At 74.3% G+C, this 12,205-nt stretch carries 14 protein-coding genes, 1 tRNA gene and 1 pseudogene; 11 read left to right on the top strand and 5 right to left on the bottom strand.

What is annotated here, in order from left to right; translation table 11 throughout:
- Positions 1-219 precede the first annotated feature (219 nt).
- The 4 genes from ACFY3U_RS15395 (at position 220) to ACFY3U_RS15380 (ending at position 1,909) form a co-directional block, all read left to right on the top strand.
- Positions 220-296: transfer RNA gene (locus tag ACFY3U_RS15395), tRNA-Thr, on the top strand.
- 252 nt (positions 297-548) lie between these two features.
- Positions 549-833 carry a type II toxin-antitoxin system RelE/ParE family toxin gene (locus ACFY3U_RS15390; protein ID WP_387201026.1) on the top strand — a complete coding sequence of 95 codons (285 nt, stop codon included), beginning with the start codon at positions 549-551 and terminating at the stop codon, positions 831-833.
- Positions 833-1,138, top strand: a complete 306-nt coding sequence (locus tag ACFY3U_RS15385) for a helix-turn-helix domain-containing protein (protein WP_387201023.1) — start codon at positions 833-835, stop codon at positions 1,136-1,138. Before ACFY3U_RS15390 ends, ACFY3U_RS15385 begins: the two co-directional genes overlap by 1 nt.
- A gap of 204 nt (positions 1,139-1,342) precedes the next feature.
- Entirely contained in the window at positions 1,343-1,909 is a 567-nt protein-coding gene (locus ACFY3U_RS15380) for an NUDIX hydrolase (protein ID WP_387201020.1), read from the top strand.
- A gap of 30 nt (positions 1,910-1,939) precedes the next feature.
- On the opposite strand, the gene ACFY3U_RS15375 is transcribed toward ACFY3U_RS15380, so the two are convergent.
- Complete coding sequence (locus ACFY3U_RS15375; RefSeq protein ID WP_387201017.1) at positions 1,940-2,902, bottom strand: phosphotransferase enzyme family protein; 963 nt, start codon at positions 2,900-2,902, stop codon at positions 1,940-1,942.
- Positions 2,903-3,112: 210 nt separating this feature from the next.
- On the opposite strand from ACFY3U_RS15375, the gene ACFY3U_RS15370 reads away from it, so the two are divergent.
- The 3 genes and pseudogenes from ACFY3U_RS15370 (at position 3,113) to ACFY3U_RS15360 (ending at position 5,887) form a co-directional block, all read left to right on the top strand.
- Positions 3,113-3,262: a hypothetical protein gene (locus ACFY3U_RS15370; protein ID WP_387201014.1), complete on the top strand. Its 150-nt coding sequence runs from the start codon at positions 3,113-3,115 to the stop codon at positions 3,260-3,262.
- 46 nt (positions 3,263-3,308) lie between these two features.
- Positions 3,309-4,118: pseudogene (locus ACFY3U_RS15365) on the top strand (hypothetical protein); the annotation flags it as partial.
- A 176-nt stretch (positions 4,119-4,294) separates the two neighbouring features.
- Positions 4,295-5,887 (top strand): hypothetical protein, encoded by a 1,593-nt coding sequence (locus tag ACFY3U_RS15360; protein WP_387201011.1) that lies wholly within the window; start codon positions 4,295-4,297, stop codon positions 5,885-5,887.
- Positions 5,888-5,970: 83 nt separating this feature from the next.
- On the opposite strand, the gene ACFY3U_RS15355 is transcribed toward ACFY3U_RS15360, so the two are convergent.
- Positions 5,971-7,119: a glycosyltransferase gene (locus tag ACFY3U_RS15355; RefSeq protein WP_387201009.1), complete on the bottom strand. Its 1,149-nt coding sequence runs from the start codon at positions 7,117-7,119 to the stop codon at positions 5,971-5,973.
- Positions 7,106-8,173, bottom strand: coding sequence for a glycosyltransferase family 2 protein (locus tag ACFY3U_RS15350; protein ID WP_387201005.1), 1,068 nt, complete (start codon positions 8,171-8,173; stop codon positions 7,106-7,108). Before ACFY3U_RS15350 ends, ACFY3U_RS15355 begins: the two co-directional genes overlap by 14 nt.
- 190 nt (positions 8,174-8,363) lie before the next feature.
- On the opposite strand from ACFY3U_RS15350, the gene ACFY3U_RS15345 reads away from it, so the two are divergent.
- From ACFY3U_RS15345 to ACFY3U_RS15335, 3 genes are all read left to right on the top strand, one after another.
- Positions 8,364-8,768, top strand: a complete 405-nt coding sequence (locus tag ACFY3U_RS15345) for a helix-turn-helix domain-containing protein (RefSeq protein ID WP_387201003.1) — start codon at positions 8,364-8,366, stop codon at positions 8,766-8,768.
- A 35-nt stretch (positions 8,769-8,803) separates the two neighbouring features.
- Positions 8,804-9,217: a VOC family protein gene (locus ACFY3U_RS15340; RefSeq protein WP_387201000.1), complete on the top strand. Its 414-nt coding sequence runs from the start codon at positions 8,804-8,806 to the stop codon at positions 9,215-9,217.
- Between the two features lie 76 nt (positions 9,218-9,293).
- Positions 9,294-9,908, top strand: coding sequence for a histidine phosphatase family protein (locus ACFY3U_RS15335; protein WP_387200996.1), 615 nt, complete (start codon positions 9,294-9,296; stop codon positions 9,906-9,908).
- Positions 9,909-10,006: 98 nt separating this feature from the next.
- Here the strand turns inward: ACFY3U_RS15335 and ACFY3U_RS15330 are convergent, their stop codons facing one another.
- Positions 10,007-10,666, bottom strand: coding sequence for a type 1 glutamine amidotransferase domain-containing protein (locus tag ACFY3U_RS15330; protein ID WP_387200993.1), 660 nt, complete (start codon positions 10,664-10,666; stop codon positions 10,007-10,009).
- Positions 10,667-10,737: 71 nt separating this feature from the next.
- Here ACFY3U_RS15330 and ACFY3U_RS15325 point away from each other — a divergent pair, with 71 nt between their 5' ends.
- The gene (locus ACFY3U_RS15325; RefSeq protein ID WP_387200990.1) at positions 10,738-11,622 is read left to right on the top strand and encodes a LysR family transcriptional regulator; all 885 of its coding nucleotides are present in this window, start codon (positions 10,738-10,740) and stop codon (positions 11,620-11,622) included.
- 9 nt (positions 11,623-11,631) lie between these two features.
- Here ACFY3U_RS15325 and ACFY3U_RS15320 read toward each other — a convergent pair whose 3' ends face one another.
- A complete protein-coding gene (locus ACFY3U_RS15320; RefSeq protein ID WP_387200987.1) occupies positions 11,632-12,162 on the bottom strand; it encodes a hypothetical protein in 531 nt (176 codons plus the stop codon).
- Between the last annotated feature and the right edge of the window lie 43 nt (positions 12,163-12,205).

Here is a 12,205-nt window from a genome sequence, read left to right as displayed (position 1 = left end):
CACGGTAAACGGCTTTTCCACCCGTGCCAAGACGGAAGACGAGGGGTGGGACGGGCGGCATACTCATATCGGTCAGTCGGGCACGCGCGGGCATCAATTGCCCCGGCTGCCCGCGGCGACCCCCGGCGGGCCGGTCAGGAAGGCGACGTTTTCCATGCTCGGGACCCCTGCCCGGCGGGAAAACCGGACGCCTGTCGCTATGCTGACGTCGACACACGCGCCCCTGTAGCTCAGCTGGCCAGAGCACTCGCCTTGTAAGCGAGATGTCGCCGGTTCGATCCCGGCCGGGGGCTCCAATTTCAAGCGGAGGTCTCGCGGCGGTCACTGCCGCGAGCCGCCCGGCCGACAGCAACGGGCCACGACAGCCGGCCGCCGATGTTCCCGAGCGCTTGACGCATCACGTCGAGGTTCGCGTGAGCGTGACCTTGACCGGCCGGCAGACTCACTGCGGGTGAAGCACCGGCTGAGGCGGGTTGGCTCCATCGGGCGCTTCGCTCCGAGACCAAGGGACATGTTCGTTATAACCCAGGAGTATTACGGGGTCTATAGTGGCTGCGGCCGTTGACCTCCTCGCCGAGGAAGGCCCGGCGCTCGGGCGACCCCTCGTCGACCAGGTAAAGGGCTCCGACTACAAGAACATGAAGGAGCTCCGGCCGGGCTCGGCGGGCAGTACGGAGATACGGATCCTGTTCGCCTTCGACCCTCAGCGGGAGGCCATCCTCTTGGTCGCGGGCGACAAGGCCGGCAACTGGAAGGGCTGGTACGAGACCAGCATCCTCGAAGCGGACCAGAGGTTCGCCCAACACCTGCGAGAGCTGAAGGGACAACGCTGATGGCACGTAGCTGGCGGGACGTTCGCTCCCGCGCCGACCTGAACGAGACCACCGTCGAGCAGCATAAGGAGCGGATGCGTGGCGAGGTCCGCGCCGCTCGCCTGCGCGAGATGCGGGAGCGCCGGGGCCTGACCCAGCAGCAGCTTGCTGACCGTATGAAGGTGTCGCAGCCGCGCATCGCCGCGATCGAGAACGGCGAGTTGCCCAAGGCTGAGGTCGGCACTGTTGTGCGCTACATCGAGGCTCTCGGGGGCAACGTGGAGATCATTGCTGACTTCGAGGGCGAGCGGGTTGCCCTCAGCTGATTGAGCAAAGGAACGGACAAGTTGGGGCGTCGCCTGCGGCGCCCCTTCGTCGTTCTCCAAAGCCCAGGCGTGTCTCGGCCAGCTGCGCCGCGTACTCCTTGTCCAGCCCCACGCGTCGACTCTCTCTCACCCATGGATGCCGGGCGGCGACCGTAACGAGCCGGGAGACCCGCCGTGAGCTCCCGGCGACCGAATACTGGTCGAGTGACGGAAGAGAAGGGTGTCGGGCTGACGCGATGGACGATCCACGGCGAGCGGGTCCTGGACGGGAGCCGGCGCGCGCGGCTGAGCATCGCCGATGTGGAACTACCGGACGGCGTCCGCTTCGAGCAGTACGTGATCCGAGCACCCAGGTCGGCCTTGGTCGCCGTGCTGGACGCTCAAGAGCGGCTGCTGCTGATGCGGAGGCACCGGTTCGTGTTCGACCGGTGGGTGTGGGAGTTGCCCGGTGGTTACGTCGACGGCGATGAGCAGCCCGCGGTGTGCGCCGTCCGCGAGGTCGAGGAGGAAACCGGCTGGCGCCCGGGACCGGTGGAGCCGCTGCTGTCGTTCCAGCCGTGGGTGGCGACGGCGGATGCGGAGAATCTGCTGTTCCTGGCGCGGGAGGCCGAGTACATCGGCGCTCCAACGGATGTGAACGAGGCGGAGCGGGTGGCGTGGATTCCGCTGGAAGAAGCGCGAGAGCTTGTCTCCCGGGGTGAGATCGTGGGCGCCGGCACGGTTATCGCGGTGTCGGAGCTGGTTGCGCGCAAGGCGCGGGGTGAGCTGTAGTCAACGCCGAAGAAGTCGAAGCTGCGCATGCTACGGACGGCCGTCGGCGGCGACGGTCTCGGCGATGCGGGTGAGCCAGTGCAGGTCGTTGCGGCTGGCCTCCGGGCCGGCCTCGGGGTCGAGGATGCTGTCGAGGAACGCGGCCACGTCGTCGAGGCGCCGCTCGTCGCGGTAGTAGCGCAGCAGGATCTGGTCCGGTTCGCGCGGCCCGTAGCCCCGGCGGAAGAGCGCGGCGCGTCGGGCGTCGATCGGGTGGTCGCCGAAGTCTCCGCTGTGGACGAACATCAGGTCCCGCTCGCGTGGCGCGAGGATCGGCGCGTCCCAGTCCACGGCGTGCAGCGGGCCGTCGCCGTCGGCGATCAGGTTGCCGGGGTGGATGTCGGCGTGGCAGATGACGTGCTCGACGGGCGTCACGCGGGAGGCCAGCTCGTCCACGGTGTCCGACAACTGATGCAGGACGGCGCCGTACCGGTTCCAGAAATCGCCGAGGGCCTCGCTCGCCGCGGCCTGCCCACCGAGGGTCCGCAGCCGGTCGCCGGCGGTCGACCGGTACGTCTCGACGGGCAGGACGGCGGCGACGTCGGCGCTCGGCAGCACCGCGTGCAGGCGACCCAGGAACTCGCCGTACTCGATCCATTGGCGGTCGGTCAGGCCGCCGCTCCACCGGCTGCCGCCGTCGTGGAACGGGTAGAGCAGCAGCTCGTGCTCCCCCCACCGGTGGGCGGCGCCGCCGTCCGGCAGGTCGATCGGCGCCACCACCTGCCGGACGCCGCGCGCACGGAGGAAGCCGGGCAGCAGGACGGCCGCCCGGGTGAACCGGCCGCGGCGCAGCTTCAGGAAGAAGCGCCCGCCGTCGGCCGTGTCCACCCGGTACGCCCAGGCCTGCCCGTCGAGCCCGACCGGCAGGAAAACCAGGTCGGCGATGTCCACGGCCCAGGCGGCGGCCACCTCGGCGGCCAGCAACCGCTCGTCGATCCGCGGCTTGTCGATCACCGGCGGAGCGTCGCAGTCCGCGCGCCGGCCGCGCAACCGGATTGCCGCCGGAGCGGCGCCGACGGTACGGGGATCCACCCGCGCCGCCCCCGAGCGGGAACCCGGCGGGCTGCGGGCGGCGGGCGGGCGGGACAGCGCCGCCGACCGGTGGCTGCCATGCTGTCCGGGATGGCGGCTCGGGAGCGCCGGTCGGCGCGGTGAGGAGTTCCGATGGGCGGCAGCGAGGTCCCGACCCGCACGGCGTACGCCCGACCGGGCCGGCTGACCGCCGCCGGGGCGCCGCGCCGAGGGCCGGTCGTCCGGGGCGCGGATATGCTGGACCGGGCGGCCGATCGTGGGTCGTTCACCTCCGGGGGCTAGGCTCCGCCTCCACCCGCCGCTGTGCCGAGGGACGGTTCCTGCTGCCGTGCACCACGCCAACCACTACTACGGTCACTCGCACGTCCTGGCCCGCTACTGCGGCCTCGACGATCGCGAGCCGCCCCGCATCCACGGTTACCTGCAGCACGGCTGGAACATCGGCGACGGCATGGCCGCGGACCACGAGTTCGTCGCGGGCACCCCGCTCTTCCTCTGGTCCGAGCGGACCCGCAGGCGGGCCTGGTCGCTGGGCCGCCGGCAGACGTACGTGGTGGGCGCGCCGTGGGCGTACCTGGTGGCCTCGGAGCCCGAACCGGAGCCGGCGCGGCCCCGGGAGGGCACCATCTACTACCCCTTCCACGGCTGGGAGGGCCAGCACGTGGTGGGCGACCACGAGCGGCTGATCGCCGAGATCCGGGCCACCGAGCCCGGCCCGGTCACGGTCTGCCTCTACTGGCAGGAGTTCGGCGAGAAGCGAGTCCGGCAGCGCTACGAGAACGCCGGGTTCCGGGTGATCTGTCACGGTTTCCGAGGTGGCCGCTGGGAGAACCTCGACCCGGACTTCCTCCGCCGCCAGCTCGCCGAGCAGCGCAAGTACCGGCGGGTGGCGTCGAACCGGCTGTGCAGCGCGGTCTTCTACGGCATCCTCGCCGGCTGCGAGCCGGCCGTCTACGGCGACCCGATGCAGCTCGAGGGCGAGAAGCCGATCTGGGGTGGCGCCCCCCGGATCCGCCGGCAGTGGGCGCAGCTGCACGGCCCGGACGTCGACCCGGTGCTCGCCCGCGAGGTGGCGGTGGCCGAGCTGGGCGCCGACCGGCTGCTCACCCCGGCGGAGCTGCGTCTGCTGTTCCGCTGGCCCGACCCGTCGCCGCCGGCCGCCACCGCCCAGCCCGACCCGTCGCCGCCGGCCGCCACCGCCCAGCCCGACCCGCGGCCGCCGGCCGCCACCGCCCAGCCCGACCCGCGGCCCTCGGCCGTCGGCGCTCTGCCCGATCCGCGGCCCTCGGCCGCCGTCCTGCCCGAGGAGATCCGGTGAACCTGCGACTGACCGGCGGGGCGATGCAGGTCTGGTCGGACCTCGACGGCGCACACGGGCCCGGCCCGGTACGCGGCGCGGTGCTCGTCCCCCTGCTGGCCACCGCCACCGGGCGGACGCTGGTCGTCGGCCCGCTGGACCCGGCCCTGGTGGACGCGGTGCCGGTCGACGACCTGACCGTGCTGGTCCGCGGGGTGCCCGACGCGGAGGCGCTGGCCGCCGCCCGGCCGAAGGTGACCGTGTGGTGCGGCGGCCCGGAGGAGCTGACCGGCGAGCCCCCCTTCGACACCGTGATCGCGCTGGACGGGCTCGGCCGGCTCTGCTCCACCGAGGGCGCCGAGCTGCCCTGGGGCGAGACGTTCGCGCTGCTGGCGGCGGCGGTACGCCCCGGGGGCCGGCTGCTGCTGGCGGTGGAGAACCACCTCGGCCTGCACCGGCTGGTCGCGCTGCCGCCGGAGCCGACGGACTCGGACTGGGCCGACCCGGGCGAGTACGACCCCACCCGGCCGGCCGGGCTCCCCCGGGTGCTCGCCACGCTGACCCGGGCCGGTTTCACCCCGGTGCGGGCGTACACCGGCTGGCCGTCCCCGGTCGCGCCGGCCGCGCTGCTCGGCCCGGACCTGCTGGCCGACGAGTCGGTGCTCGGCTACCTCCAGGCCACCCTGGGGCCGGTCTGCGCCCCGACCGACACCGTGTTGACCGACCCGGACCGGCTGCTGAGCGGCGCGCTGCGGCACGGCGCCGCGACCGACCTCGCCCCCGCCTGGATCCTGGTCGCCGACTCGCTCGACGCCGACCGTACCGGCGGCAGCGCCGCCGACCGTGCCGGCGGCAGCGGCACCGACCGTGCCGGCGTGGCCGCCCCCGGGGTGGGACGACCGGCCGACGAGCTGCCCGAGGCGCTGCTCGCCGCCGGCGCCGGGCACGTCGAGGTCAGCGCCGACCCGGCCGGCGGCTGGGTGCGGCACGAGGTGGACCGGGTCACCCCGGTGCCGTCCGGGCGTACCCTCGAGGACCTGCTGCTGGCCGCCGCACTGCGCCGGGACCTGCCGGTGGTGCGCGAGCTGCTCGGCGGTTGGCAGGCCGGCCCGCACGCCGGCGTGCCGGCGGACCGGGTGGTGGTCGGGCCGGCCGGCACGCCGGAGGCGGTCGCCCCTGCCGGCGAGCCGATGGCGGCGTTGCGCCGGCTCGCCGGGCGCATGATCGACGGCGGCCTGGCCCACCTGTGGCCCTCCCCGGCGCTGCCGGGCGAGCTCGCGCAGACCCTGGCCGTCGTGGCCGGGCGGGGCGCCGAGCCGGTGCCGCCGGCCGCCGCCGACGAGCCGGACCGGCCGGCCGCGCGGGCCTACCGGGAGCTGCTGGTCGAGCGGGACGTGCTGACCCGCGAGCTGGCCGAGGCCCGGGCCAAGCAGCAGTGGTACGAGCGGACCCTCACCGAGCGGGAGGAGGCGCTGAAGCGGGCCCGGCGGATCGTCGCGCTGCTCAGTGGCACCCCGACCGCCCGGGCCGGCAAGGTGCTGCTGGCCGGGGCCCGCACCGCCCGCCGGACGGCCCGAGCCGCCGTCCGCCGGATGCGCTCCGACGACTGACGCCTCGCGGCGTCGCCCGGCTCGGGTGACGCCGCGGAGGGCCTGACCCGGCGCGCCGTAACGCCGGCGCGCCGCCGTCGGGGTCAGGCGCCGGTAGGGGCGTCCTTCGCCGGCTCGCGGTCGCCGGCGGCCAGGCTCTCGTAGAGCTCCTCCAGCAGGCGGGTCTGGGTACGCAGGTCGAAGTGGGTCTCGACGTGCCGGCGGGCCTGGCCGCCCAGCCGCTCGCGCAGCGCGTCGTCGGTCAGCAGCCGCCGCAGGTTCCCGGCCAGCGCGGCGCGGTCGCCCTCCGCGCAGAGCAGCCCGGTGACCTCGTGCTCGACCGCCTCGGGGATGCCGCTGTGGCGGGTGGCCAGCACCGGCAGGCCGAGGCTGGCGCCCTCCAGGATGGTGGTCGGCAACCCCTCGGTGTCGCCGTCCGAGGCGGTCTTCGAGGGCGCGGCGAGCACCCTCGACCCGGCCATGTGGCGTAGCACCGCCGCCGGCTCCTGGGCGCCGAGGAAGGTCGCGTCCACGCCCAGCCGGTCGGCGAGGTCCCGCATGGCCGGCTCCAGCGGGCCGGTGCCGATCAGCAGGATGCGCGGGCGGACGTCGGGCAGCAGCGCCGCCGCCTCGATCAGGTCGTCGACGCCCTTCTTCTCCACGAACCGGCCGACGAAGACGACGTCCCAGCGCTTCTCCACCGCCTCGGGCGGCGGCGGGATCGGCACCCCGGTGTGGTGGACCCGTACCTTGGCCGGGTCGGCGCCGAGGGCGAGGGCCCGGTCCCGGATGAACTCGGAGACCGCGATGATCACCGAGGCCCGGTCGAAGGCGGTCCGCAGGTTGCGCCGGTGCCGGGCGCCGCGCAGGCCGGGCGCGGCGGCCTGCCGGGTCACGTCCAGGCCGTGCAGGGTGATCACCAGCGGTACGCCGAGCTGCGCCGCCGCCCGGCTGACCAGCCACCCGTCCCCGCCGAAGTGGGCGTGCACCACGGCCGGCCGGAGCCGGGCCAGCAGCCGCCGCAGTCGGGGGGAACCGCCGGTTAGCCGCAGCAGGCGCCAGTCCTGCCGGCCGCGCGGAGTGGCCGGGCAGACGATGACGTCGGTGTCCCGGGCGAGTGGCGAGGCGACCTTGACCGCGCCGAGGTAGACCGGCCGCCAGGACGGCAGCGCGTCGCCCTGATTGCGCACGAAGGTCTCGGACCCGGGCAGCAGCGTGCTGCGCCAGATCACCGCGACCCTACCGCCGGACATCGGTCCCGGAGTTCGTCGCGGTGGTGGGCGTATCGGTAGTGGGCTGTTCCACCCGGACGACCGGCTGGGCCGGCGCGGGTGCGGGCGCGGCCGGCGCGGTCTCGGCTGGTGCTGCGGCGCCGCTGCGGCGGCCGAGGATCTTGTCGCGCAGGCTGTGCCGCAGCCCCGGCGGGATCAGCCAGATCTGCAGGTAGGTCAGGTAGTCCACGGCGCTCGGCCGGCCGTGCCGGCGCGCCTCGTCGAGCAGCTGCCGGAACACCCGGGGGCTGCGGGTGGGCGCCGCCATCGAGCTGATGATGCTCATCGTGATCGCCGCGTACGCCTTCGGGGTGACCAGCCGGCGGCTGGCCTGGAGCCACTCCAGCTGCGCCTCCCAGGGCGAGTTGAGGCTGATCCGGGGGCGGTCCTCGTCCTGCCACCAGAGCACCAGCGGCTCGTCGGCGAAGAGCAGCTCGACGTCGTCGTGGTCCAGCGCCCGCAGCGTCCAGTCCAGCTCCTGCTGCCGGCGCAGCCCGACGGTGAACGGCACCCGGCGCATCAGCTCGGTCGGCGCCATGATCGTCGAGGTCTGGATGAACCCGTCACCGTGGAACAGGCCGCGTCGGACCGTGAGGTACTCGGAGATCGGCTCGCCCGGCTCGGGCAGCCGGCGGGGCATCACGAACTCGGCCCGGGGGGTCTTGTTGAACAGCCGGCTGGCCACGATCGGCAGCCGGGCCCCGGCGCCCCGGGCCACCTCCAGCTGAACGGCCAGCTTGTGCGGCAGCCACTCGTCGTCGTCGTCGAGGAAGGCCACCCACGGCGCCCGGGCCTCGAGCACTCCCGCGTTGCGGGCGTTCGGCGCGCCGCCCTGCTCCGGCAGCTCCACCACCCGCAGTCGCGCGTCGTCGACCTGCGCCAACGCCTCCCGGGTCGCCGGATCCGGGCCGTCGATCACCACGACGACCTCGAGATCGGTCATCGTCTGCGCGAGCGCACTGCGGACGGCGCGCGTCACCAGCGGCGGTCGGGCGAAGGTCGGGATGACCACGCTGACGTCGGGAGTGGGAGACATAAGACCTGCTCATCCGGGCTGGGGGACGAATCGGTGCGGAACGGGCCCACGTTAGGTGCCCCTGGCGGCCCGCCGGTTAATCACAGTAGGCGGCCAGGCGTACAAACCCGCGCAGGGGGTGGCGGCGTGCCCCCTCCGGCGGCGGAACTGGCCTACGCTACTGGCCGGACGACGGGGGTCGGAGGGCGCGATGAGCCGTGCGGTGGAGGAGTCGAACCGGGCGATGCTGCGCGCCCGGGACGCGATGGACCGGGCGTACGCCGATCCGCTGGACATTCCGGCGCTGGCCCGGATCGCCCTCGTCTCCGAGGCGCACTTCATCCGGACGTTCCGGGCCACCTTCGGCGAGACGCCGCACCGCTACCTGCAGCGGCGGCGGGTGGAGCGGGCGATGTCGATGCTGATCGAGAGCGAGCGGGACGTCACCGACATCTGCTTCGCGGTCGGCTTCTCCAGCCTGGGGTCGTTCAGCAGGACCTTCCGGCAGATCGTCGGCGAGTCGCCCAGCGACTTCCGCAAGCGGCGCTCCCCGTCGGCCGCGCCGGTGCCGAGCTGCTTCGTCAAGAGCTGGACCAGGCCCAGCAGTTTTGGATAAGCAGCAGGTCAGGGGTGGCCCGTACCGTTTCTGGCATGACGATGAACACGATCAGCCGCTCCCAGATCTACGTGCTCGACCAGGACGAGGCCCTCGACTTCTATGTCGGCAAGCTCGGCATGCAGGTCGCCACCGATCAGGATCTCGGCTTCATGCGCTGGCTCACGGTGCACCTGCCCGGCGACCCGGGACGGGAGATCCTGCTGGAGAAGCCCGGCCCGCCGGCGCTGGACCCGGCCACCGCCGAGCAGGTCCGGGAGCTGCTCACCAAGGGCGCGCTCAGTGGCCACCTCTTCATGACCACCGACGACGCCCGGAAGGCCTACGACGACCTGATCGCGAAGGGTGTGGAGGCCTACGACGAGCCGACCGAACGCCCGTACGGGATCGACTTCGGCATCCGTGACCCGTTCGGCAACAAGATCCGGATCGGCCAGATGTTCGGCTGAACCGGGGGCGGGAGCGGGGCGGACGGATCGGGGGGCGCGCGGTTACGATCGCGCCTCCCGACCCGCGAGGTGATCGATGGCGAGCCGCCTGCTCTACCTGGTCCGGCACGGCGAACAGGACCGCGCCGAGGAGGAGTCGCCGTCGGTCGGCCTCTCCGCGCGGGGTCGCCAGCAGGCCACGCTGCTCGGGCAGCGGCTGCGCGGGATGCCGTTCCGGGCCGTCCACCACGGGCCGCTGCGCCGGGCCGCGGAGACCGCCGAGCTGGTCACCGCCGCCCTGCCGGGCATCCCGGTGTACGCCACCGAGCTGGCCGGCGACCACCTGCCGCACGACACCGACCCGGCCGGCCTGCCCCAGCCGTACGCCGATCTGCTGGCCGGCTACTCGGCAGCCGAGCGGGTGGACGGGCCGCGACGGACGGCGGACGCGGTGGCCCGGTTCGCCGGGCCACCGGCCGAGGGTGACGTCCGGGAGCTGGTGATCACCCACACCTTCCTGATCGGGTGGCTGGTGCGGCACGCGCTCGACGCGCCGGAGCGGCGGTGGCTGGGGCTCAACCAGCACAACGCCGGCCTGACGGTGATCCGGTACAGCTCGGCCGGGCCGCCCAGCCTGATCGCCTTCAACGACGTCGCCCACCTGCCGGCGGAGCTGCGCGGGACCGGCCTGCCCGCGGACTACCGGGTGTGACCAAGACGCGCACACCCGCCGCGCGGACGGCCGCGACGGCGGGTGTGCGGTGGAACGGCGGCGCCGGCAGGCCTGGACGGCCTTGACGATGCCTCGGGTCAGGCCTGGACGGCCTTGACGATGGCCTCGGCCATGGCCCGGGCCGACTGCGGGTTCTGCCCGGTGACCAGGCGACCGTCGACGACGACCTGCTCGGTGAAGTCCGGGGCGGGCACGTGGGTCGCGCCGGCCGCGGTGAGCTTGTCGGCGAGCAGGAACGGCACCTCGTCGGAGAGGCCGACCGCGTTCTCCTCGGCGTTGGTGAAGCCGGCCACCCGCTTGCCCGCCACCAGGTGCGAACCGTCGGTGAGCTTCAGGTTCACCAGGGCCGCGGGGCCGTGGCAGACGGCGGAGACCACGCCGCCGCGCTCGTAGATCGAGGCGGCGATCCGGGCCAGGTCCGGGTTGTCCGGGAAGTCCCACATGGCACCGTGGCCGCCGGCGAAGACGATCACGTCGTACCCGGCCGGGTCGACGTCCGCGGCCTTCGGGGTGCGCTCGACGCCGGCGGTCGCCAGGAAGTCGTTCTGGGTCTTGTCGTTCTCGTCCCGGCCGTCCTGCGGCGGCTGACCGCCGGCCACCGACACCAGGTCCACGTCCCATCCGGCGGCGCGGAACGTCTCCCACGGCTCGGCGGCCTCGCCGACGTAGAAGCCGGTCTCCTTGCCGGTGTTGCCGAGCTCACGATGGCTGGTCAGAGCGATGAGTGCACGAGTCATGCCCCCATGCTGGCGCGGGAACCGATAGTCGGCCAATAGGCGAACGCCACACCGGCGATAGGTTTGCTGATGTGAAGGTGTCCCTCGACCTGCTCCGCAGCTTCCTGGCCGTGCACCGCTCGGGGTCGATCACGGCGGCCGCCGAGCTGCTCGGGCTGGCCCAGCCGACCGTCACCGCCCAACTGCGCAGCCTGGAGGAGGCGGTCGGCCGGCCGCTGTTCGACCGGGTGCCCCGCGGGGTGCTGGCCACCCCGGCCGGGGACGAGCTGGCCCGCCGGGTGGCCGAGCCGCTGGATCGGCTGGACGCCGTGCTCGCCGACGACTCGGCCACCCCGTACCCCCGGACGGTCTTCCTCGGCGGGCCCGCCGAGTTCCTCGCCGAGCTGGCCCTGCCCGCCCTGGCCGGGCCGGTCGCCGATGGGCTGGAGCTGCGCGTCTCGGCCGGCCTGCCCGACCAGCTGCTCGACGACGTCGCGGCGGGCCGGCTCGACCTGGCGATCAGCAGCGTCCGGCCCCGGCGCCGGGGGCTCACCGTGGACCCGCTCTACGACGAGGAGTTCGCCCTGGTCGCCGCGCCCGCCTGGGCGGATCGGCTGGACCGGCCGGTCACCGCCCAGGCGCTGCGGGACGTGCCGCTGGTGGCGTACGCGGAGGAGGCGCCGATCGTGCGGCGCTGGTGGCGGACGGTGTTCGAGGCCCGGCTCACCCGCGCCCCGAGCCTGGTGGTGGCCGACCTGCGGGCGGTGAAGGCGGCGGTGCTGGCCGGCGCCGGGGCCAGCGTGCTGCCCACGTACCTCTGCCGGGGTGAGCTGGCCTCCGGCGCGCTGCGCACGCTGCTCGCGCCGGCCGTGCCCCCGCTCAACACCCTCTTCCTGGCCACCCGGGCCGGTGCGGCCGGGCGGCGCGAGGTGCGCGCGGTACGCCGGGCGCTGCTGGCCGCCGCGCCCGGCTGGTGACCGCGGGCCTCAGCCGGTGGCGGTGGCCTTGAGCAGCAGCTGCGCCGCGGCCGTCGCGGCCGCCGGTGGCTTCGGGCCGGTCGGGCAGTCGGTCCAGATCGCGGTGCCGGTCGGCGCGGTCAGCCGGTACGTGTAGGTGTCCGCGCAGCGCGGGCTCGGGGCCGGGCCGGCCTGCCCGGCGGTACGCGCCAGCGCCCGCAGCCGGTCGAGGTCGGCGGGGGAGAGCTGCCCGGTACGCGGCTTGCCGCCCTTGGTGGCCACCGTCCAGCGCCCGTTCGGCTCGACGGTCACCATGTCGGTGCGACCGGCGAAGCCGCCGGTGCGGACCAGCACCACCTGACCGGCCGCCGGGTCGTTGGCGCCGGTGGCCGGCCCACTCGGGGTGGCGGCGCCCGGCGCGGTGGCGGTGGGCGCGGACGCCGACGGCGGGGCGGTCGCGGGGGCGGACGGAGACGCGCCGGCCACCGGGACGGAGGACGACGGCGCGGGGGTGCCCGGGTCGGTCGCGGTGCAACCGGTCAACAGGGCGGCAACGGCCATGATCTTGACAACGGCGGGGGCGGATGATCTCATGCCGTTCGGA

This window comes from Micromonospora sp. NPDC000089 (assembly GCF_042899365.1).
Classification (GTDB): Bacteria; Actinomycetota; Actinomycetes; order Mycobacteriales; family Micromonosporaceae; genus Micromonospora.
The sequence above is the reverse complement of the archived record's forward strand: the minus strand, read 5'-3'. Positions and strand labels throughout refer to the sequence as shown.